Here is a 22,734-nt window from a genome sequence, read left to right as displayed (position 1 = left end):
ATTATATAATTACAATCTTAAATTAAACTATGAAGGTCTGATTATTATGATGGAACGGAGTAAAAAACAAAAAATAAAGGTAACAAAGGATGGACCATATATTGTCTTTGGAAATGTGCCGCTGTATGAGACAATAATAACCCCTACCGGGGATGGCGGTTATGAATTTCAGGATGGGCGCAAACTGCCACAGTCTGAGGAATATGCACTGTGCCGCTGCGGAAAATCAAAAAACGCACCATTTTGCGACGGGACCCATAAGAAGGCAGGATTCGTCGGTACGGAAACAGCAGAAAATACAAAATACGAAGACAGGGCAGAATTGCTTGAAGGTTTTGCAATTGATTTGCTGGATGATAATCGGTGTGCCTTTGCCCGTTTCTGTCACAGAAATAAAGGAAATGCATGGGAACTGACGGAGAACTCATACGATCAGGAAAATAAAGAAGAAGCAATAAAAGCAGCCTCTGATTGCCCTTCCGGCAGGCTTACTTCTGTAGACAAAAAAGGCAAAATGATCGAGCCTGTATATGAGCCAGCCATTGATATCATACAGGATCCGGAAGAAGGAGTAAGCGGGGGGATTTTTGTAAAAGGCAATATTCCGATCGAATCATCGGATGGCTTCGAATATGAGATCAGAAACAGAGTAGTCCTCTGCCGCTGCGGAGAATCAGACAACAAACCGTTCTGCAATGCGACCCATGTTTCAATAAAATTCATCGACAAGCATATATAAATATAGATCACACCTGAATATGAATAGGCGCTCCGGCGGGTCTTTCCGGAGCGCCTATTCAGCTGCACATGTCGCTACTCGACATCAATAGCTATAGTAGTGGTGCCTGGTTTTTCTTCTTTCGGGACAGTGATGCGCAACAGCCCGTTTTCCAGCTTTGCTTTTATTCCCTCATTCTTTGCGTCTGCCAAATAAATTGACCTGCTCATTGAAACCTGCCGTCTCTCTCTGTGGATGAAATTCTTATTTTTCTCTTCGGTTTTCTCATCCCTTGTGACAGAAATCAACAGCTTACCCTCATCGAGCGCAACGTTGATGTCTTTTTTGTCCACTCCTGGCATTTCAGCTTCTATTAGATACTCATTGTCGTTATCCTGCACATCGACCTTGAATGTGTCATTCGCAAGACTCCGCCTAAATGGCCAATCGTTAGAAAAAAAGTCATCAAGCACGTTGTAAAAGTCACCAAAACCGGTACTTGCCGCAACATCCTTGCTTCTCCTGTTGAAGGGTACTAATCCAACCATGATCAACAACTCCTTTTCAATAGTTTTTTCGTTTTTTTTGTTAGCACTCATGACCCTTGAGTGCTAAATAATATTTAGCATATGTTTTCATATTTGTCAAGGAGGGGAGAAAATATTTTTTTGTTTTTTTATTGCGGTTAAAAATTAGGCAAGACTAACGAAAATGTAAAAGCCTGGGCAATGATATAATTGCGCTATGACAAAAATGAAACGGTTCATGGTTTTCATATCGGCGACACTTTTAGTGCTGATAATTTCCAATATCTATGTCTGCTTTAAATATCTGATGCTGCTTGATTACTTTATGGTTCCGATGCCAAAGTGGGGCACTATGGCAGTTTTTTCCCTTTCAGCCGCAGTATTCCTCTCTTCTATATTTTTTCAGTCATGGCTGTCAGAGCACCGGATGATCGATTGCCTTGCGGCTTATACAGGGGCAATGTATCTTGGAATGCTTACCTATTCTCTCCTCCTTTTTTTGGCAGCAGATATTGTGGGTATAATGCTTAATTTTTCCCCTGACACCGGACCTCTGATAAGTTTTTTTCATAGATGTTACGCAGGGGGAATACCGGTCCCGGCAATAGCTGCCGCAATAACTGGTTATGGTTTTTATAACGCCCGGAATTTTGTCGTCAAGAACTATGAAATCACTATAAACAAACAATCTCAGCTTGATTCGCTTAATATCGTTATGATATCCGACCTGCACCTAGGTTCGTCGATAAAGAAGGGCGAGATTGATAAATTGAGGATAAAGATAAAATCTTTGGAGCCTGATATTATATTTATCTGCGGAGACATGTTTGACCATGGGTCGCATGCAGACCTTATTGACTATGCAGTTAAATGTCTGGGCAGTATCAAAGCTTCTCTCGGGACTTTTTTTGTAACTGGCAATCATGAAGATTACCTAGGAGGGATCCAGCAGACTCTGTCTTATTTCAAGGGTTCTAAGATCAGAGTCCTTGCCGATGAGACAGTTGCGGCCGCAGGAATTTACATAACAGGAAGAAAAGACAGAAGATCCTCAACTCGTGCTCCGCTGTCAAAGCTACTTGCTTTCGCAGATAAAAATAAACCGCTCATACTGCTTGACCACCAGCCCAATGATATCCTAGAAGCGGAAAGGTGCGGCGTGGACCTCCAATTATCAGGACATACACATAATGGGCAGATATTTCCATTTAACTTTCTGGTTGGTATGGCAAACGTGGCAACTTACGGTCTGATTGCCTCAGGCAGTTATAATGCGGTTATAAGTTCAGGCTGCGGTACATGGAAATTCCCCGTCCGCACAGGGAGTCATTCTGAAATAGTCAATGTGAGGCTTCATTTTGGGGAACATATCAAGAAATAGATCATATACACCTGAGTAAAAAAATTTTAACCACGTGCAGGACTATAGCCGGAATATTAATCGAATTTCCTAAATCCGTATATTTTTTCCATTTGTCTTCTGGCGCAGATAGAAAAAATGTGATAATATGCTTCATGTTGCCGATATTTGGCATGTAAGGCGGACATAGCTCAGTTGGTAGAGCATCAGCTTCCCAAGCTGAGGGTCGCGGGTCCGAATCCCGTTGTCCGCTCCAGAATTTCTTACGGACTTGCGGGTCATCTCGCAGGTCCGTTTTTTTCAAAGCAGATCAGGGACTACTGATCCGGCTAAACACGCGCAGTTAGGTATGATCTGCCGTAACTACTTAATTTTACCAATTTCACAGAAAGTTACATACTTTATAGACTATAATAGCTGTATATTCAGTCAACCTATGATAGAATATTACGGCTATTGTCATTACAAGGCAAATTTTGAAAGGGGTAGTAAAATTGAAAACAGAAGTCGTTTCTCAGGAAAAGAATGTTATCGTCTTCAAGGCAGAAATCGACACCGAGCAGGTGAACAGTGCCATTGAGAAGACGTATAAGAACCTTTCCATGAGGTCAAACATAAAGGGTTTCCGCAAAGGGCACGTTCCACGCAAGGCCATAGACCTCTATTTCAGCAAAAAAGACATATATGCCGAGGCCATGGAGAACATTATCCCTGATGTCATAGAAAAAATAGTCGAGGATTATGACCTTAAGCTTATTGCAGAACCAAATATCAAACCATCCGGGATAGAAGCGGGTAAGCCGTTAAATATCGAAGTAACTTTTGAAGTTACTCCGGAAGTAGTACTCCCTGAACTCGAATCCGTCGAAGCAGAGAAGACTATATACGTTCCGACGGAAAAGATGCTCGAAGATAATATAATGCGTCTGCTGGATACACACAGCGAACTTGTCCCCACCTACGAGGAACGGGAAATTACCAAGGATGATTATGTCTCCGTCAAATACAGCTCAAGTATAATAGAAAAAGACGGCAGCATAAAAACTGTTGAAGATGGAGAAAAAACAGAGATCGATCTCGGACATGAGGACATGCGTCCTGAATTGAGAGAAGCCATCGTGGGGAAAAGACCGGGGGATACCGCCGTTGCGGAATTCCTTGTTGAAGATGACATGGAAAACAAGGAAATTGCAGGAAAGAAGATGCGCTACGATATAGAGATACTGGGGATCATGAATAGGAAGGTCCCTGACCTCACTGACGAGACGGTCACTGAGATCACCCAGTCCAGGCACAAAACAGTCGACGAGTTCAAGGCTGCCATAATGGAGCAGTTAAACGCAGCGGCAGAGAGAGAAAGCAATGAAAGCCTCAAAAATTCAGCTGTTTCCAAAATTTGCGATCTTGCGGAAGTAGAAATCCCCGAGTCTCTTATCAAGAGCCAGAAAGATTCTATAAGGGCTCTTCAGGCAGAGAGAATAAAAAGAGAATCCGGCTTGACTTTCGATGAATTCCTTGAAAAGAGCGGCATGGATAAGGATAGCTACGAGACAGAACTGGATACGGCTGCAAGACAGATAGTAAAACGCTCTCTGGTGCTTGAGGCTATAGCAGAGGCTAATGACATAGAGTGGACACAAGATGAGCTTAATGCGGAAATACAGCGCATAGCCATTACATCTCGCATCGATCCCAAGAGATTCAGAGATTATGTCTACAATGACCGCGAGCGTCTTTTTGAAATTGCAGAAAAGATACGCAACCGAAAGACCATGGATTTCATTATAACCAAGGTCAAGTTTGCGGAAGTGGCGGAAAAGGACCAGGAAGAGACGGCAGAAAAAGCAGCCGATTAACGTTGCTTGTGCCTTTCTGAAATGAGGTTATGGGATAAAATTTTGAGGGAGGAATATTATGTCTTACCTTATTCCTATGGTAATTGAACAGACCGGAAGAGGAGAACGTTCTTACGACATTTACAGCAGGCTTCTTAAGGACAGGATCATCTTCCTGGGAACGGCAATAGACGATAATGTCGCAAACGTAGTTGTGGCACAGCTTCTTTTTTTAGAGAGCGAGGACCCCGAGAAGGATGTTTATCTGTACATAAACAGCCCTGGGGGAGTCGTAACTGCAGGACTTGCCATATATGATACTATGCAGTACATAAAGCCCCCTGTATCAACTATATGCACAGGACAGGCAGCCAGCATGGCAGCCGTGCTTCTTGCGGCAGGCGAGGAAGGAAAACGTATAGCGTTGCCAAACTCGCGCGTTATGATCCACCAGCCTCTCGGCGGAGCGCAAGGGCAAGCTTCGGATATAGAGATACAGGCAAAAGAAATATTAAAGACACGAAAGGCGCTGAACGATATCCTCTCAAAACACACGAAGCAGCCAATTGAGAGGATAGAGGCTGACACTGACCGGGATTTCTTCATGTCAGCGGACGAAGCCATAAAATACGGAATAGTGGACAAGGTAATTGAAAAACGTTAATGCAGCCTTAGGGGATTCCGTCAGGAATCCCCTAATTTCAACAAAATAAAGTTCCAAGGAAAACGTGATAAGATCGAGGTGTATTTAAATGTATGAGCAGAACTCCCGACGCGGAGACAATAATAACAAGCGGGCCCCTCGCTGTTCTTTCTGCGGGAAGACTCAGGCAGAAGTCTCAAAACTTATAGCCGGACCGGCGAACATATTTATTTGTTCGGACTGCATCCAGCTTTGTAATGTCATACTTAAAGATGAAATTATTGAACCCAGATTTGAGCGTAGTCCAGACAAGAGGATTGAGCCGGATTATTCTTCACTGCCAATAATAGAAGAACTGCCCAAGCCAACAGACATCAAGCAATTTCTAGACCAGTATGTGATAGGACAGGATCAGGCAAAGAAAGTACTGTCTGTCGCAGTCTATAATCATTATCAGCGCATTATGAACCCTGCGACAGACGACGATGATGTTGAACTGCCAAAAAGCAACGTCCTTCTGGTTGGTCCTACCGGAAGCGGCAAGACCCTGCTGGCTCAAACGCTTGCAAGGAGGCTCAACGTACCTTTTGCAATGGCTGACGCAACAACGCTCACGGAAGCCGGGTATGTCGGGGAAGATGTAGAGAATATCCTGCTCAGGCTCCTGCAGGCGGCAAATTTTGATATAAGCGCAGCCCAGCGCGGGATAATATACATTGACGAGATAGATAAGATATCACGTAAATCTGAATCGGTCTCCATTACAAGGGATGTCTCCGGTGAAGGGGTCCAGCAGGCACTTCTGAAAATAATAGAAGGCACTGTTGCAAACGTCCCACCAAAGGGTGGCCGCAAACATCCGAACCAGGATATGATAGCGATCGACACCAGCAACATATTGTTCATCTGCGGCGGGGCTTTCGACGGATTAGAGAAGATCATCGCGCAGAGGACAAATGAAAAGCTGCTGGGCTTCGGAGGCGACATCACTGTAAACGTCAAGAAACGCGATTCCTATGAACTGCTCAAACAGATGCAGCCGGATGACCTCAGAGCCTATGGATTTATACCGGAATTCATCGGGCGACTGCCGGTGCTGGTAGCTCTGGAATCTCTTACAGAGGATGCACTGGTCCGCATATTGAACGAACCGCGTAACGCACCATTGAAACAGTACAAGAAGCTCTTTGCGCTGGAAGGGATAGATCTTGAATTTACCGATGATGCAGTACTTGCGATCGCGAAAAAAGCATCCAAGCTCAACACAGGAGCACGCGGACTCAGGACGATACTTGAGTCTCTGATGCTTGACATGCAGTACGAGCTCCCTGAAAAATCTGCTGAAATTGGCAGGCTTACGGTGACAATGGAAGTCGTCGAAGGAAATGAAAAACCCAAACAGACGATCAGGCTTGGAAAAGAGGCCGTTTAATGTTCCTGTACCCTGTAGTCCCTGTTCGCGATATTGTTCTGTTTCCGGGGGTCATTACGCCTCTTTTTGTAAACAGGCCGCGCTCTGTACGTGCAGTTGAGGAGGCCAACGCAAAGGGGCGCCTCCTATTTATCACTGCGCAGCGCGACCCTGGATTAAATGATCCGGAGCCCGATGACTTGTATACAATAGGAACTCTCTGTAAAATACTTCAGACTGTGCGCCTTCCTGACGGTACGATAAAAGCCGTGCTGGAAGGCGGATGGCGCTGTAAGGCTGTGCATTTTATCTCAAATGATAATTTTCTGGAGGCTGAGACCGAAAAAATTCCATCCATGAATTCTGCACAGACAAATAAAACTGAGGCTCTCCGCAGAAGTGTTTTTTCTGAATTTGAAACATATGTGAGCCTTCACCCTAAAATGCCGGACGAGGTTTCAAAAGCAATAGAGGACATACTTGACCCTGACGTCTTTGCCGACATAACCGCGTCGCACTGCTATCTTAAAATAGCAGATAAACAGGATATACTGGAAACGGCAGATGTTGTTGAACGCCTGCGCAAACTGCTTTCTATGCTTATGTACGAAAATGAGCTTCTTGCGATGGAGCGGGATATACATGAAAGAGTCCGTAGTGAGATGGATAGGGGACAGCGCCAGTACTATCTCAGAGAACAACTTAAGGTTATTCAACAAGAGCTTGGTGACGACAACCCTTTATCGGACATAGAAGAGTTGCGGAGCAAAGCTAAAGAGGCAGGCATGCCGGAGGAAACAGAACAAAAGGTCCTTCGTGAGATCGACCGCTATTCTCGCATGGCTCCAATTTCTCCGGAAGCTACCGTTGCCAGGACATATATAGAATGGCTTATCGAACTTCCTTGGCAGAACTCATCAGAAGATCACCTTGACCTGAAAGACGCCCGCAGGATACTCGAAGAAGACCATTACGGACTTGAAGAAGTCAAGGAGCGTATATTGGAGTTTCTTGCGGTCAAGAAACTTGCGGCAAATAATATGCGTGCACAGGTAATATGTTTTGTAGGTCCTCCGGGAGTAGGCAAGACGTCGCTTGGAAAATCTATTGCCAGGACTATGGGCAGAAAATTTGTCAACATGTCTCTGGGCGGACTTCGCGACGAGGCTGAAATACGCGGGCACCGGCGCACTTACGTAGGTGCTTTGCCGGGAAGGATAATACAGAAGATAAAGCAGGCTGGAACAAACAACCCTATACTGCTTATGGATGAAGTGGATAAAATCGGGAATGACTTCAGGGGGGATCCGGCAGCTGCGCTGCTGGAGGTCCTTGACCCTGAACAGAACTTCAGCTTTACTGACAATTTTTTGGAAGTACCCTTTGACCTGAGCAAGGTAATGTTTATTACGACGGCCAACAGTACAGCCACGATTCCGAGGCCGCTCCTTGACAGGATGGAAATTATCTCTCTGCCCGGGTATGTTGCAGAGGAAAAGGTGAAAATAGCCAGAAAACATCTTCTCCCGCGCATTCTTATAGAACACGGACTGACAGAACAGGATATAAAGATCCCTGATGCGGTCCTGAAGACAGTTATCAGCTCCTATACAATGGAAGCAGGAGTTCGCGACCTTGACAGGCAACTATCGAAGATTGCGAGGAAAATAGCTGCAAAGATGATGGAGAACGGTCGATCAGTGATAACCGAAAAACCTCAGATCATCACAAAGGAAACGCTAAAATCCATGCTCGGCGCACCCAAACTGCACAAAACGCGCATTCCAAAAGAAAACCCGATCGGGACGTCTCTCGGTCTTGCATGGACAGAGGCAGGAGGAGCGGTGATACTTATCGAGTCTGCCGTAATGGCCGGCAACGGACAGGTCTCATACACAGGCAACCTTGGAGACATCATGCAGGAATCAGCCCAGACGGCTCTGGCATATCTCCGCTCAAACGCTGAAAATTACAACCTTACGGAGTTTGAATGGCAGAAAAAAGACATACACATACACATACCTGAAGGTGCTGTTCCCAAGGACGGACCGTCTGCCGGGATAACGCTTGCCCTGTCTCTCTGCTCGTCGCTTACGGGACGTCCTGTTGACATCTCCTATGCAATGACCGGAGAGATGACACTGCACGGCGATGTTCTTCCAATTGGAGGGGTAAGAGAAAAAATCCTTGCGGCAAAGCGCCTTGGTATTAAAAAACTTATACTGCCCGAAGACAACAAGGCCGACGTAGAGGAACTCAACGCCTGGATGACCAGCGGCATGGATCTGCACTATGTCTCGAGGATCACAAAAGTATTTGAGCTTGCTCTGAGACCCGGGAAATAGATATGTGCGCGTGGAAATCAGAGCTTTACTGCACCGCTTTCAATAAACAGCAGCTTCCTCCGACGGCAAATAGCGAGGTCGTATTTGTCGGACGTTCGAACGTGGGCAAATCGACCCTGATAAACGCCCTCCTTGAAAAAAAAGTTGCAAAGATAAGTTCAAAACCCGGCAAGACAAGAAGCATAAACTTCTACAATGTTGAGACAGACAAACGGACATTCTGCCTTGTCGATCTTCCCGGGTATGGCTACGCCTCCAGAGGCCTTGATGAACGAAAGACATGGTGGAAGCTGATAGACGACTATTTTAACTCTGACCGCAACATATCCTTTGTGATCCACCTTATGGATTTCAGACACGGTCCTCTGTCCAACGACAATGAATTGACTGACTGGCTTGACAATATGGGGCTCCCAAGGCTTGTGGTTTTTACAAAAGGGGATAAAATTTCTCCAGGCAGGAGAAAAGGGCTTTATCAGCAGCACATGTTGACCGGCATAGACTCAGTGCTTCCGCCGTTTATCACCTCAGGTGTCAATGACAGGGAGATGGAGGCGCTTCGCCGCAGCATAACAGAAATTATTGATGAGATGGCTCGCATCGATAAATAAAAATTGGATCGCACGTCGTTCAACACCCGGTTTTTGGCCGGTATATCAATCATAGCCCGCATACCCGAGGAGCCGGAACGGCCGGACTGTCGGGATGGGTATATAGATTTGGATGCAGCCACCAGGTAGTATCCAACGAGGAGGAAGACCGGATGGATTCCGAAAAAACAGTTTTAGGCAAGAGCTACGACCCTGTACCAATTGAGGACAAATGGTATATGAGATGGATCGAGAAGGGGCTTTTTAAAGCAGACCCGGATTCCCCCAAACCGCCGTTTTCAATTGTGATCCCGCCGCCCAACGTAACCGGCTCCCTGCATGTCGGACATGCGCTTGACAATACGCTTCAGGATATCCTCTGCAGGACAAAAAGGATGCAGGGCTACAGCGTGCTATGGCTGCCCGGAACAGATCATGCCGGCATCGCGACTCAGAATGTAGTTGAGCGTTCACTTGCAGCGGAAGGCATTTCCCGCCATGACCTCGGCCGTGAAGATTTCGTGAAAAGAGTTTGGAAGTGGAAAGAACAGTACGGAAGCACCATCATCAACCAATTAAAAAAACTTGGCGCATCCTGCGACTGGGACAGAGAACGCTTCACTATGGACGAAGGCCTTTCCGTGGCTGTCCGCAAAATATTTGTCGACCTCTACAAAAAAGGTCTGATTTACAGGGGCAAGTATCTTATCAACTGGTGCCCGAGGTGCCACACTGCACTCTCCGACCTTGAGGTCGAACATCATGAGACGGAAGGCAAGTTTTATGAAGTTGCGTACAAGTTCGCAGACGGCAAAGGACAGCTCACCGTAATGACGACGCGCCCTGAGACAATTCTCGGAGACACTGCGATAGCGATACATCCAAGGGATGAGAAAAACCTCCGCCTGGTTGGCAGGAATGTCATCGTTCCCATAACAGGCAGGATCATTCCCGTCATCGAAGACAACATGGTGGATCCTGAATTCGGTACGGGCTGCGTAAAAATTACCCCCGCACATGACCCTAATGACTTCCTGGTCGGACAGAGACACAACCTTGAACAGATACAGGTCATTGACGACAACGGCACAATGACGCCGGAATCAGGCAAATATACCGGACTGGACCGTTTTGAGGCACGTAAATGCATCGTAGGGGATCTTGAGAAAGAGGGCTCTTTGATCAGCGTTAAGGAAATAACGCACTCTGTCGGAGAATGTTATCGCTGTCACACGGTCATTGAACCGTATCTTTCGGAACAGTGGTTTGTCCATACGCGCCCGCTTGCGGACGCAGGAGTTGCAGCGGTACAGGCCGGAGATATCCGTTTTGTGCCTGATCAGTGGACTAACGTATATTATCAGTGGATGGAGAACATCAGGGACTGGTGCATCTCGCGGCAGCTCTGGTGGGGTCATCGCATCCCGGCATGGTACTGTGACAAATGCGGAGAGATCATCGTTGAAACGGAGGCCCCGGGATCATGCCCGAAGTGCGGCAACACAGAGCTGAGGCAGGATGAAGACGTACTGGACACATGGTTCTCCAGTGCATTGTGGCCCTTCTCGACCATGGGCTGGCCGGAGAATACCAAACTGCTGCAAAAGTACTACCCGACCTCCGTCCTCGTAACCGGTTTTGACATTATTTTCTTCTGGGTAGCCAGGATGATAATGTTCGGGCTTGAAGGGATGAATGGAAAAGTTCCGTTCCGAGACGTTTATATCCATGCTCTTGTGCGGGATGAAAAGGGACAGAAGATGAGCAAATCACGCGGTAACGTCATAGACCCCCTGACGATAGTCAGGGACTACGGTGCGGATGCATTACGGCTCACGCTTGCGGCTCTCACAGTGCAGGGACGAGATATCTTCCTCTCAACGGAGAGGATAGCCACATACCGTCTATTTATGAATAAGCTGTGGAACGCCAGCCGCTTTGCCCTTATGAATCTTGAGGACGCGGAGATGGGACAGCAGTGGGAAGAGGCCGAACTGCGCATACAGGACAAGTGGATACTGAACAGAATATCCCAGGTTTCTGCCGAGATGACGCGTCTTCTGGACGGATATTTCTTCGGCGAATCAGCGAGGCTTATGTACGACTTCACATGGGGCGAACTCTGCGACTGGTATCTTGAACTGTCGAAACCGGCCCTGAGAGGTGAAGAGGGCGATGCAAGGCGCAGAACGACACAGGCAGTACTGCTTGCGGTATTTGAGGATGTGCTGAAATTACTACATCCGTACATACCGTTCGTGACTGAAGAACTTTGGCAGGCATTCCCGTTCGGAGGGGACATTATAGAGCACAGCTCGTGGCCCGAACCACGCCTTGCCGAAATAGACGAGAGGCTCATATCAGACATGGGCTTTATTCAGGACATAGTACGCTCAGTGCGTAACCTGCGCGCAGAGGCCAGGATCACTCCTCAGATTGTTATTCCAAGAGTAGTGCTCTCAGTTCATAACGCTGATAAGCTCGGCATCCTTAAATCATCTGAAGCTCAGATACTCCTACTGACCAAGGTCGAGTCACTCCTGCTGACCGGAGACGGATCAGTCAAACCGGAGCACAGCCTGACTGCGGTTCTCGATGATATCCAAATCTATCTGCCAGTCGGAGATCTGCTTGATGTAGATAAAGAAGTCCTGAGGCTAAAGAACGATCTCGAAAAACTGGAAAAAGATATCGATAAGAGCAGAGCAAAACTTTCGAACGCCCAGTTTGTCGAAAGAGCGCCTGAAGAGGTCATTACCAAGGAAAAGGCCAATCTTGCATTTAATGAGGCAAAGAGAGACCGGATCATAGAAAACCTTGATAGCCTTACAGAGTAGCGATGCATATTCAAAAATATTTTGAAGAAATAGAAAGTGAACTTCAATCACTGGCAAGTCCCGGGATACGCCCCGGGCTTGCCAGGCTTTCCAAGCTGCTGTCGCTCGCAGGGGATCCTGAACGCGCGTTCCCCGCCGTCCATGTCGTCGGCACAAACGGGAAAGGCTCAACAGCCGCGACCATCGCCTCCATTCTCAGAGAATCCGGGTACAGGACCGCTCTCTATACGAGTCCGCATCTTGTTTCGTTTGGAGAAAGGCTTGAAGTTGATGGAATTTATGTTTCGCCTGAAAAATGGTATGCATGCATTTCAAAAATAAAAAAAATGATAACCGAATGCACTTTCTTTGCTGATAATAATCCGACATATTTTGAGCTCATAACGGCAGTTTCGTTTATGATCATCGCCGAGGAGAATGTAGACATAGCGGTAGTGGAGGCCGGGCTTGGCGGCAGGCTGGACGCGACAAATATCCTTAAGAATGTCTTTTTGACACTTATTACGCCAATCGGCATGGATCATACGGAATACCTGGGAGATACGATACAGGAGATAGCACACGAGAAATTCTCCGTAATTCGCAAAAACACTCCTGCTATATTTGCCGGAGGAAATACCGAATTAGAGGCATACTTCCTGGAAATGGCTGCAAAACGCGGCGCATACGCGCTGCTGATGCCGGAATCGTGCAACATATGCGAAGTCGAGACATCACTGAACGGGACTGCGTTTACTTTAAAAACGCAAAAGAGAACAAGCACAAGATATATAACGCCGCTTATAGGGCACTATCAGGCAGAGAATGCGGCGCTCGCCATTATGGGTGCGTGCGTGCTCAAGGATAAATTTCCTGCGTTGACTGAAGCTTCAATAATGGCGGGAGTCAAAAAAACGTCATGGCAAGGCCGGCTTGAAAAGCTGGCGGATGATCCTGTGCTTCTTGTTGACGGGGCCCATAATCCGCATGCAATGAAACGCCTCGTCGAAACACTTTTGATAATATCGATAAAGGGCGGTTTAAATATTGTACTTGCAATGATGAAAGACAAAGATATACGTATGTCATTAGAGATACTAAAACAGCTCGATCCGCTTATTTACTGCACTCAGGTTCCCGATATGGAGCGCTCCATGAAAGCAGACGGACTCTGCGCTCTGGTTCAGGAATGCGGGCTAAGGACTGCAGGAGTCTGGCTTGACCCCATCGATGCCGTCAACAACGCACTTTTAACCTCTTCTGTCTCCGTATGCTGCGGCAGTCTTTACCTTGTTGGTTACATAAAGGCCCGCATCGATGGAATTCGAGGGCTTTAATTCTTACAATAAAAACGGGCAATTTGTCATAGACCTGGTATTGCCTGACGAAATAAGGGATGTATTTTTTGCGTCATTGTACGGCAGGGGATGGATCAACGACGCCGCAGAGGGTGATCCACTCAAGGTATGGGATTTTATGTCACATAATTTTAATAACGTTAATTTAGTTGCGCCTCATCAGGTACATGGAACTGATATAATACCTGCGGAGCGTAGATATTCCATTCCTTTGAGACCTGAAGCCGATGGCGTTTTTTTAAATGGATCCTCAGATTGTTTTGCCAGTCTGCGTTTTGCAGACTGCGTACCGGCAGTCATTGCCGGAATCACACCTGAACCGTGGATGCTGCTGCTGCATTCAGGATTTTCCGGAACTGTGAAGAATATTATTTCCTCCGGGATATCGGCAGTCATAAAACACTTTGATACAAACCCGGCAGGCAGGATGTGGGCATGGATAGGTCCGTGTATATGTAAAAAATGCTATAGCCGCAGAAAAGAAGATCCTAACACCGCAAGAGCGGTAGAATCGTTCTCCGTGTCCAATACATTTGAAAGCAGCGGGCTGGTTCATTTCGACATACAAAATCAGATAAGAGACCAGCTGATAGAGAGCAATATTGCGAAAGACAGCATCTATATGTATAAAAGCTGCACTCTATGCAATCGTGATATTTTCTACTCATATCGCGGAGGGGACGAGAAAAACAGGATTTTCCTTCTGGCCGGGAATGCCACAAAATGCCGTAAATAAGTGACAATGCTTTAAGGCTGAGTGAGATATATTCCATGCGCGAGGTGAAATAATAATGGACAATATAAAAGTCGGCGTTATTGGAGTCGGCCATCTTGGAATGCACCATGCAAGAGTTTATACAGAGATATTTGGCACACATTTAGTCGGAGTTATGGATATCAATGAAGAGAGAGCCCATGCGGTTGCAGACCAACTCGGGGTGGCTGCGTTCAGCGATATTGAATGCTTCGTCAGGGAGACAAGGCCCGATGCGTTGAGTATAGTGGTACCCACAAGTCTGCATTTCCAGATCGCTAAGACAGCGATGGAGCAGGGGATACATGTTCTCATAGAAAAACCTGTTACGACAAGTGTCGATGAGGCGGAAAAGCTTCTCCGCCTTGCTGTGAAAAGGGATCTGATCCTGCAGGTCGGGCATATTGAACGTTTCAACAGTGCGGTCCAGCATGTAAGGGAATTTATAAACGATCCGTATTTTATACAGACACAAAGGATAGGGCCGTTTTCTCCCCGCATCGGCGATGTCGGCGTGGTTCTTGACCTTATGATCCACGACATAGATATAATTCTCTCAATGATAAATTCAGAGCTTGTATCGATTTCTGCCATGGGACGCTGCATCCGCACAGACCACGAAGACATAGCTTCCGCACAGCTTACTTTCGCAAACGGCGCAATGGCACAGATACTGGTAAGCAGGGTCTCGGAAAAGCGCATGCGCCAGATGGAAATAACTGAGGCCGAGCGTTATATAACAGTCAACTACGAGACACAGGATATTTCAGTACAGAGAAGCGTAAGAAACAGCACTGGAAATATCGTTGAAATTATGGAACATCCGGTATTTCCGAAGACAGAACCTCTAAAAATGGAGCTGCAGCACTTTGTCTCCTGTGTAAGGGAAGGCAGACAGCCAATGGTAGGCATAAAGGATGGTAAACGCGCACTGGAAGTATGTGTTGCCGCCCTCAGGCAGATACATGAGGAAAAGGCTGACTCAAATGCACTGTTTTCGGCAATTTAGACAAATAACAAATGACATTCAGGGCAACAAGAGTTATCATCTAGAGAGGATGTTTCTCCTCTCTTTTTTATTGTCATAGAGAACATTCCTAAATGAAAGGGTGTTTCTTCTTTGTTCGAATTTTTAAAAACAGTCCCACCTGTGAATCTTCAGGCTATTGTCGCGCTGGCTCTGTTTGGAGTATCGCTTTTTCTTGCTCGCATGGTAGTTAATATCCAGTCGGGAAAGTGGCCTGGAAGCCCTCTTTTTGTAATATACTTGAGATGTCTGTTGGGCTTTACATTCGCTGCATCGATAGGGCTGGGTTTTTATTGTTTTGCCGGCATTGACATCATTTTTAATAAATAATCAAGGAGAGCTGATGTATGCATAATTTGCTTAGCCGTGGCTTTGACGGAGATTTCAGAGCGATCGGCCGTCTGATCAGTCTGATAGAAGCTGACTCTCCTATCGCCAAGGACATTATGAAGCAAGTATACCCGAGGACCGGCAAAACGCAGGTGATCGGAATTACCGGAAGCCCTGGCGCAGGTAAAAGCACCTTTGTGGACAGGTTAATTTCTCAATTCAAGTCCGATGGTAAAAAAATCGGAGTTATAGCGATAGACCCCTCAAGTCCATTTACAGGCGGAGCTATATTGGGTGACCGGCTGCGCATGCAGAGCCATACTTTGGACAGTGGTGTCTTTATCCGCAGTATGGGTTCAAGAGGACATCTTGGAGGAATAAGCCGCGCAACTCACGAAGCTGCCCTTATACTTGACTCGTGCGGTTTTGATGTGGTTCTGATAGAGACAGTCGGAGTTGGTCAGTCAGAGGTAGACATCATAAAGATCGCCGACACTGTCTGTCTTGTGCTCGTTCCGGGAATGGGCGATGACGTACAGATAATGAAGGCGGGAATCATGGAGATAGCCGATGTTTTCGTAATAAATAAGGCTGATAAAGATGGAGCGGACAAGGTAGCTTCAGATGTACAGCTTATGCTGAAGATGCTTGGGGAAAAAGACTGGATACCTCCTGTCTGCCTTGTCTCATCGCAGAAAAACACAGGAGTCGGCGAGGCAAAAGAAGCTCTGGACAGACACTGGGATTACCTGCATTCCACCGAGGAAGGCAAGAGGCGCCGCTATTCTCAGCTTGAGATGGAGGTAGAAGATGTTCTCAGGGAAGAGATATCGCGAATCGTCGAAAAAACATGGAACAAACGCAAGTCGGCTGGCATCTTCGATGAACTCGCCGAACGCAGGATTGATCCATACACGCTTGCCAATGAGATAATTACAAAGATAATAAAAGACCATAACACCGTTTGATGATCAATGAGAACTATTAATCAAGTTTGGAGGAATTTAAATTATGAAGATCGCCGTCGGCGCCGACCATGCCGGATTCAGCCTCAAGGAAGAAATAAAAGAATATCTTAAAAGCAGCGGGCACGAAGTTATTGACTGCGGAACATCATCATGCAGCCAAAGCGTGGACTACCCTGACAATGGGATCCTGACTGCTGAAGCAGTCGCTAAACACGAAGCAGACAGAGGGATGCTCTTCTGCGGCACAGGCATAGGTATGAGTATAATTGCAAACAAGGTGAAAGGGATCAGGGCAGCCCTCTGTCACGACCATTTTACCGCCGCAATGAGCCGCAGACACAATGACTCGAATGTGCTTGTCATCGGCAGCAGAGTAACAGGATCAGGACTTGCAAAGGACATAATAGACACATGGATAAGCGAGGAATTTGAAGGTGGCCGCCATAAATTGAGGCTTGATAAAATAACGGCCTATGAACAGGAGCACCCATCAGATTTACAGCGGTCTTCATGCGCTTCCGGCCTGAGCGAGGGACGCACTATAGTCATAGACCATCCTCTCGTCCTGCACAAACTTGGTCTTATGCGCAATAAGGATACATCATCAAAGGATTTCAGGGATCTCGTACAGGAAGTTGCGGGACTCATGGTCTATGAGATAACAAGGCATCTTTCCCTCGAAGAGATGGAGATAGAGACTCCAATTGCAAGGACAAAGGTTTTCACTCTTTCAGGCAAAAAACTAGCAATCGTACCAGTTCTGAGAGCAGGGCTCGGGATGGTCGAAGGCATACTCAAACTCATACCTAATGCAAAAGTTGGTCATATTGGCCTTTACAGAGACCCTGTGACACTTAAACCCGTGGATTACTATTGTAAACTGCCCAATGACATATCTGAACGGGATATTTTCGTAGTCGACCCGATGCTTGCGACAGGCGGCTCAGCTGCCGCTGCAGTCAGCCATATCAAGAACAAATGCGGCAAAAGGATATCACTTGTCTCTCTGCTCGCTGCGCCTGAGGGGATAGCAAAATTCCATGGAGAACATCCGGACGTCGATATTTATACAGCCGCAATAGACAGCCATCTGAACGAGCACGGATATATCGTGCCTGGCCTCGGCGACGCCGGAGACAGACTTTTTGGTACAAAATAGCTGTGACTCTCTAGGGGTACGATAGTGCTTCCGATGTACCTTTTTACCCTTGTAATGTTTTTATGGGGGCTTATAGCGACTCCGGTCTCGATCGGCCTGGCACAAAAGTTCAGGCTCCTTGATATACCCGGAGGAAGGAAGAGACACCGCAGCATTATGCCGCGAGGTGCAGGGATTGTTTTATGGAGCGGATATCTTCTCTGGGCCCTCTTCACAGGTAATCCAGGAGTTGAAGTCCCTTATGTGGCCACAGGTGCAACTGTTGTCTTTATCATAGGCTATATGGACGACATGCATCCTCTGCCGCCGCTTTTCAGGCTCTTCTTCCATCTCGCCGCAGCTGCGTGGGTGGCGTATCCGCTTCCGATACCTTTGTGGCAGAGGATGCTTTTTATCCTGTGGATATCAGGCACCACCAATGCCTACAACCTGATAGACGGAATGGATGGTCTATGCCTGACTGTGACGCTCATAACTTCAATTGTGGCTCTGTATGCCGGAAATGCAGGTGTCTGGATGCCGGTAGCCGGTCTCGTATTCGGTGTTCTGCTCTGGAATTTTCCACAGCCAAGGACATTTCTGGGGGATGGGGGAAGCACTCTTCTCGGCTACATCTGCGCATCACATCTTGCATGGAGCATATTCCCAGACATTTTCGGCAACAGCTTTGTTCATCTTGTCCTGATACTCCTTCTGATAGGAGGAGTGCCGGTCATAGACACTCTCGTGGCAATGACACGCAGGGTGCTTACTAAAAAATCACCTCTCTCCCCTGACAGGGGGCATGCACATCACAAACTGCAGGATGCCGGATTATCAAAGTTAAGCACCCTTGCGGTTCTGGGTTCGTTACATTTTTTTCTGATGGTCTGCGGGCTCCGCCTCATGGGAGTACGGATATTTAATTTGTTTTGATCAGTGACAGACGGAGGACATAAAAATGGATAAAAAAGTTATCGTATGCGTATTAGGCACACGGCCCGAGGCAATAAAAATGGCTCCGGTCGTCATTGCATTGCGCGACCAGAACTATTTCGACACGAAGATTCTGGCCACAGGCCAGCACGCGGCAATGCTTGATCAGGCGCTCGGACACTTTAAGCTTAATGCTGACCTCAATTTACACATCATGAAGGACCGCCAGACACTTGATCATATAACTTCATCAGTCCTGACAGGTGCCGGTGAGTATTTTGACAGCTTATCTCCCGCCGCTGTACTTGTACACGGGGATACAACCACTACATTTGCCGCCGCCCTTGCGGCGTTTTACAGAAGGATCCCGATAGGACACGTCGAAGCAGGACTGCGCAGCGGTAACATGCACCTGCCTTTCCCAGAAGAAATGAACCGAATACTTACCGATAGGATAACAGACTTTTCATTCGCACCTACAGTTCTGGCTAAGGAAAACCTGCTGCGCGAGGGAACGCCGGAAAAGAACATTATTGTTACCGGCAATACGGTAATAGACGCGCTCTTTTATACTATAAGCAGTATAACTAAACCTGAATGTGAAGAATTGCGCAGGCTGCCGGAGAATGCCCCGTTTCTCCTCGTTACGGCACATAGGAGGGAATCATGGGGGCAGCCTCTCGAAAATATCTGCTCCGCAATGAGTGAACTTCTGGACAGCTACCCTGAGTTGTGGATGGTCGTACCGATGCACAAAAATCCGGCGGTAAGGGAGATAATCAGGAGGCATCTCGAACATAGAAAACAGGTTATTCTTTGTGACCCGCTTGATTATCCTGATTTTGTCTGGGCTATGAATAAATCCAAGTTTATACTGAGCGACAGCGGAGGAGTGCAGGAAGAGGCATCCTCAATAAAAAAACCGGTACTAATACTCCGCGATGTCACTGAGCGCCCCGAAGCAGTCGAACACGGCAGCGGCATACTTGTAGGAGTGGACAGGGATAGGATAATTTCACAGGCAAAAGAACTCATGCAGGACAGTGAAAATATCATTAGAATAGAAAAAAAATGTATGGATCAACCTTTCGGCGATGGCAAAGCATCAATAAAGATAGCAGAGGCACTGAAAGAATATTTTGAAGGGTAGGGGATTATTCCTGCCTCGCACAGCAGACAGGAGTGAAATCAATTGCAGGATAAAATGCTAATCAGGGGCGGGAAACCATTAAATGGCACTGTGGATGTACAGGGGGCTAAAAATGCAGCTCTGCCTGTCATGGCTGCATCAATTCTTCTCAGAGGACAGAGTCTTACTATTGAGAAAGTTCCCGACCTGTATGACATCCACACGATGTGTGACCTATTAGGTCATTTAGGAGCTAAAATAGCCTTTCAAAACAACCGTATGACAATAGATGTCCCTGAAGAACTAAGATGGGAGGCTCCTGCAGACATTGTCCGCAAAATGAGAGCTTCTTCTCTTGTCCTGGGACCGCTGGTTGCAAGATGCGGGAAGGCGGTGCTCCCTCTTCCCGGCGGTTGTGTCCTCGGCAGCAGGCCTATCGATTTTCATCTTAAGGGACTCGCTAAGATGGGTGCCGTGATCGACCTGAACCACGGATCTGTTTATGCCACCTTTGCCGATCGCCTTAAGGGAACTACAATTACCCTTGATTTTCCGTCCGTTGGCGCGACCGAAAACCTTATGATGGCCGCTGCTCTGGCTGATGGAGTGACCAATATTGAAAACGCCGCTCAGGAACCTGAGATAGTCAATCTAGCAGAGGTGCTTAGACTGATGGGCGCCCCTATCAAAGGGGCCGGCACTCCTAATATCAGAATTACTGGACAGAAATCTCTACACTCCGCACAGTGCGAAATAATACCGGACCGCATCGAGGCCTCAACGTACCTTATAGCCGGAGTCATAACAAAGGGTTCTGTCACTGTGCGCGGCATCGACCCATCGTATATGGAGGCGATACTTTCAAAGCTCAAAGAGAGCGGAGTCTCAATAGATATATTCAACAACGAGATAACCGCCAAATGGGTCGCACCTCTTAAGGGTATATCTGTAAAGACCATGCCGCATCCGGGCTTCCCTACTGATACACAGCCGCAGCTTATGGCAGCTCTGTCCCTGGCAAACGGGACAAGCGTAATCAACGAAAGTATATTTGACTCCAGACTGCTTCACATCAACGAATTTAAAAAAATGGGAGCAAAGATAGAGGTACAGGAAAATACCGCAATAATAACCGGTGTAAGCAAGATCACCGGCACAGAAGTTCATTCGTCCAACCTGCGCGCCGGAGCGGCTCTGATACTTATGGGGCTTGCCGCAGAGGGAGAGACTCTCGTATGTGACCTTCAGCATGTTTGGCGCGGCTACGAAGGCCTTTTTGATAAAATGAGATCCTTAGGCGCGGATATTGAGATGGTTGATTAGCCATGCTTTGTATTTGAGGCAGAGATGACCGAATCTACAGTATTTATTCCGGGCGTAAAAACCTTCGCCTTTATAGGTGCGGCAGGAACAGGCAAGAGTCAAAGAGCACAGCTTGTCTCCTCTATGGTCGATGCCGATTATATAATTGACGATGGGCTGGTGATAAGCAAGGGCAGCATCGTATGCGGCAAAAGTGCAAAATCAGAACGAAATCAGGTCAGCGCTATCAGGAGGGCCCTGTTTGAGTTCGAAGATCACAGAAAGGAAGTCGCAGCTTTTTTCCGTGAGAATTCTCCCTGTTCAGTTATGATAATCTCAACATCAGACAACATGGTCGAACGCATAATTCACAACCTTGGCCTGCAGGAGCCCTCGAAAATCATCAGGATAGAAGAAGTGGCAACACCGGAAGAGATAGCAAAGGCACGCCGTGAACGTTTCAGCAAAAGACAGCATGTAATACCGGTATCTCACGTTCTGGTCAGAAAAAACTTTGCAGGAAAATTAGCCGGACAGCTGCGTGTTTTCTGGAAGTCAAAAGATAACCGTGAAGGGGAAAAAACGATAGTCAGGCCCCCGTTTAGCTTTTACGGTGATGTACACATAGAGCCCGAAGCTATCAAGCAGCTTGTAAACTTCATAGCAACAAGGACCGCTCAGGTCGCAAAGGTCACAGAAGTTAACGTCAGCCCCGAGCGAGAAGAAAATATTTCTATAGAGGTAAGGCTGGCCGTTACTCTCGGCGAAAAACAGCTCCTTAACATCGCACAGCTGGTCAAGAATAGAATTGCCGTCAGCGTGCGCTATTTTACCGGACTTGATGTAAAAAAAGTAGATGTTATTATTGAGGAAGTGCTTATATGAATAATGATACGGATAAACTGTTGGAGTTGTCACCGGAAGAGAGAGAGCACGCTCTGGATGTGCTATGGAAGCACGCATACCTTAATGCTCAGTCGTGCAAAAGCTGCCGACTTTCCGAGACAAGGACAAAGGTCGTATTCGGGGACGGCAACCCACATAGCAGGCTCCTTTTTATAGGGGAGGGGCCAGGTGCAGATGAGGACGATCAGGGGCTTCCGTTCGTAGGAAGGGCCGGGCAACTCCTTACTCAGATACTTGGTGCGGTTGGGATCGACAGGAAAGACGTCTATATTACCAATATTGTTAAGTGCAGGCCACCGGAAAACAGGGTCCCTACGCCGGAGGAAATGATGATTTGTGATCAGCATCTGCAGACACAGATATTGCTCATAAACCCGGCCCTTATCGTTCTACTTGGCAATACACCGGCAAGATGGATACTGAAGACAAGCGAGGGCATAACAAAGATTCGCGGCAAGTGGTTTGAATGGCACGGCATTCCCGTAATGCCCATGTTCCATCCAAGTTATCTTCTGCGCAACGCATCCTCCAAAGAGGGAAGCCCCAAGCACCTGACATGGCTTGACATCCAGGAAGTCAAGAGACAATGGGATTCTGTCAAAAATAAAGGGAAAACAGATGGGCTCCGATTTGGCTGATAT

The 22,734-nt window shown here is 47.1% G+C and carries 20 protein-coding genes and 1 tRNA gene; 20 read left to right on the top strand and 1 reads right to left on the bottom strand.

Going from position 1 to position 22,734, the window contains the following annotated elements:
• The first annotated feature begins 46 nt into the window (after positions 1-46).
• The gene (locus tag LLF78_02780; GenBank protein ID MCE5201426.1) at positions 47-739 is read left to right on the top strand and encodes a CDGSH iron-sulfur domain-containing protein; all 693 of its coding nucleotides are present in this window, start codon (positions 47-49) and stop codon (positions 737-739) included.
• A 74-nt stretch (positions 740-813) separates the two neighbouring features.
• Here the strand turns inward: LLF78_02780 and LLF78_02775 are convergent, their stop codons facing one another.
• Positions 814-1,266: an Hsp20/alpha crystallin family protein gene (locus tag LLF78_02775; protein ID MCE5201425.1), complete on the bottom strand. Its 453-nt coding sequence runs from the start codon at positions 1,264-1,266 to the stop codon at positions 814-816.
• A gap of 196 nt (positions 1,267-1,462) precedes the next feature.
• Between LLF78_02775 and LLF78_02770 the strand changes: the two genes are divergently transcribed.
• The 19 genes from LLF78_02770 (at position 1,463) to LLF78_02680 (ending at position 22,731) form a co-directional block, all read left to right on the top strand.
• Positions 1,463-2,626, top strand: coding sequence for a metallophosphoesterase (locus LLF78_02770; protein ID MCE5201424.1), 1,164 nt, complete (start codon positions 1,463-1,465; stop codon positions 2,624-2,626).
• A gap of 159 nt (positions 2,627-2,785) precedes the next feature.
• Positions 2,786-2,861 (top strand) — tRNA-Gly (locus LLF78_02765).
• Positions 2,862-3,099: 238 nt separating this feature from the next.
• Positions 3,100-4,461 (top strand): trigger factor, encoded by a 1,362-nt coding sequence (gene tig / locus LLF78_02760; GenBank protein MCE5201423.1) that lies wholly within the window; start codon positions 3,100-3,102, stop codon positions 4,459-4,461.
• A 58-nt stretch (positions 4,462-4,519) separates the two neighbouring features.
• Positions 4,520-5,104, top strand: coding sequence for an ATP-dependent Clp endopeptidase proteolytic subunit ClpP (gene clpP / locus LLF78_02755; GenBank protein MCE5201422.1), 585 nt, complete (start codon positions 4,520-4,522; stop codon positions 5,102-5,104).
• Positions 5,105-5,192: 88 nt separating this feature from the next.
• Positions 5,193-6,515 (top strand): ATP-dependent Clp protease ATP-binding subunit ClpX, encoded by a 1,323-nt coding sequence (clpX, locus tag LLF78_02750; protein MCE5201421.1) that lies wholly within the window; start codon positions 5,193-5,195, stop codon positions 6,513-6,515.
• Entirely contained in the window at positions 6,515-8,839 is a 2,325-nt protein-coding gene (gene lon / locus LLF78_02745; protein ID MCE5201420.1) for an endopeptidase La, read from the top strand. Before clpX ends, lon begins: the two co-directional genes overlap by 1 nt.
• 2 nt (positions 8,840-8,841) lie before the next feature.
• Positions 8,842-9,450 (top strand): ribosome biogenesis GTP-binding protein YihA/YsxC, encoded by a 609-nt coding sequence (gene yihA / locus LLF78_02740; GenBank protein ID MCE5201419.1) that lies wholly within the window; start codon positions 8,842-8,844, stop codon positions 9,448-9,450.
• Positions 9,451-9,602: 152 nt separating this feature from the next.
• Entirely contained in the window at positions 9,603-12,266 is a 2,664-nt protein-coding gene (locus tag LLF78_02735; GenBank protein MCE5201418.1) for a valine--tRNA ligase, read from the top strand.
• Positions 12,267-12,268: 2 nt separating this feature from the next.
• Complete coding sequence (locus LLF78_02730) at positions 12,269-13,582, top strand: bifunctional folylpolyglutamate synthase/dihydrofolate synthase (GenBank protein ID MCE5201417.1); 1,314 nt, start codon at positions 12,269-12,271, stop codon at positions 13,580-13,582.
• Entirely contained in the window at positions 13,563-14,339 is a 777-nt protein-coding gene (locus LLF78_02725) for a polyphenol oxidase family protein (protein MCE5201416.1), read from the top strand. The genes LLF78_02730 and LLF78_02725 overlap by 20 nt, the downstream gene beginning before the upstream one ends.
• Positions 14,340-14,394: 55 nt before the next feature.
• Positions 14,395-15,366 (top strand): Gfo/Idh/MocA family oxidoreductase, encoded by a 972-nt coding sequence (locus LLF78_02720; protein ID MCE5201415.1) that lies wholly within the window; start codon positions 14,395-14,397, stop codon positions 15,364-15,366.
• 111 nt (positions 15,367-15,477) lie between these two features.
• Positions 15,478-15,714 (top strand): flagellar biosynthesis protein FliR, encoded by a 237-nt coding sequence (locus tag LLF78_02715; GenBank protein ID MCE5201414.1) that lies wholly within the window; start codon positions 15,478-15,480, stop codon positions 15,712-15,714.
• Between the two features lie 17 nt (positions 15,715-15,731).
• Positions 15,732-16,682 carry a methylmalonyl Co-A mutase-associated GTPase MeaB gene (gene meaB, locus LLF78_02710; protein ID MCE5201413.1) on the top strand — a complete coding sequence of 317 codons (951 nt, stop codon included), beginning with the start codon at positions 15,732-15,734 and terminating at the stop codon, positions 16,680-16,682.
• Between the two features lie 43 nt (positions 16,683-16,725).
• Positions 16,726-17,841: a uracil phosphoribosyltransferase gene (gene upp / locus LLF78_02705; GenBank protein ID MCE5201412.1), complete on the top strand. Its 1,116-nt coding sequence runs from the start codon at positions 16,726-16,728 to the stop codon at positions 17,839-17,841.
• Between the two features lie 33 nt (positions 17,842-17,874).
• Positions 17,875-18,756, top strand: coding sequence for an undecaprenyl/decaprenyl-phosphate alpha-N-acetylglucosaminyl 1-phosphate transferase (locus LLF78_02700; protein ID MCE5201411.1), 882 nt, complete (start codon positions 17,875-17,877; stop codon positions 18,754-18,756).
• A 25-nt stretch (positions 18,757-18,781) separates the two neighbouring features.
• Complete coding sequence (wecB, locus tag LLF78_02695; protein ID MCE5201410.1) at positions 18,782-19,906, top strand: UDP-N-acetylglucosamine 2-epimerase (non-hydrolyzing); 1,125 nt, start codon at positions 18,782-18,784, stop codon at positions 19,904-19,906.
• A 42-nt stretch (positions 19,907-19,948) separates the two neighbouring features.
• Complete coding sequence (gene murA, locus LLF78_02690) at positions 19,949-21,208, top strand: UDP-N-acetylglucosamine 1-carboxyvinyltransferase (GenBank protein MCE5201409.1); 1,260 nt, start codon at positions 19,949-19,951, stop codon at positions 21,206-21,208.
• A gap of 24 nt (positions 21,209-21,232) precedes the next feature.
• Positions 21,233-22,072, top strand: coding sequence for a hypothetical protein (locus LLF78_02685; GenBank protein ID MCE5201408.1), 840 nt, complete (start codon positions 21,233-21,235; stop codon positions 22,070-22,072).
• The gene (locus tag LLF78_02680; GenBank protein ID MCE5201407.1) at positions 22,069-22,731 is read left to right on the top strand and encodes a uracil-DNA glycosylase; all 663 of its coding nucleotides are present in this window, start codon (positions 22,069-22,071) and stop codon (positions 22,729-22,731) included. Before LLF78_02685 ends, LLF78_02680 begins: the two co-directional genes overlap by 4 nt.
• Positions 22,732-22,734 lie beyond the last annotated feature (3 nt).

It is taken from the genome of Synergistaceae bacterium (assembly GCA_021372895.1).
Taxonomy (GTDB): domain Bacteria; phylum Synergistota; class Synergistia; order Synergistales; family Synergistaceae; genus JAJFTP01.
This window is presented reverse-complemented; position numbering and strand designations above follow the sequence as displayed.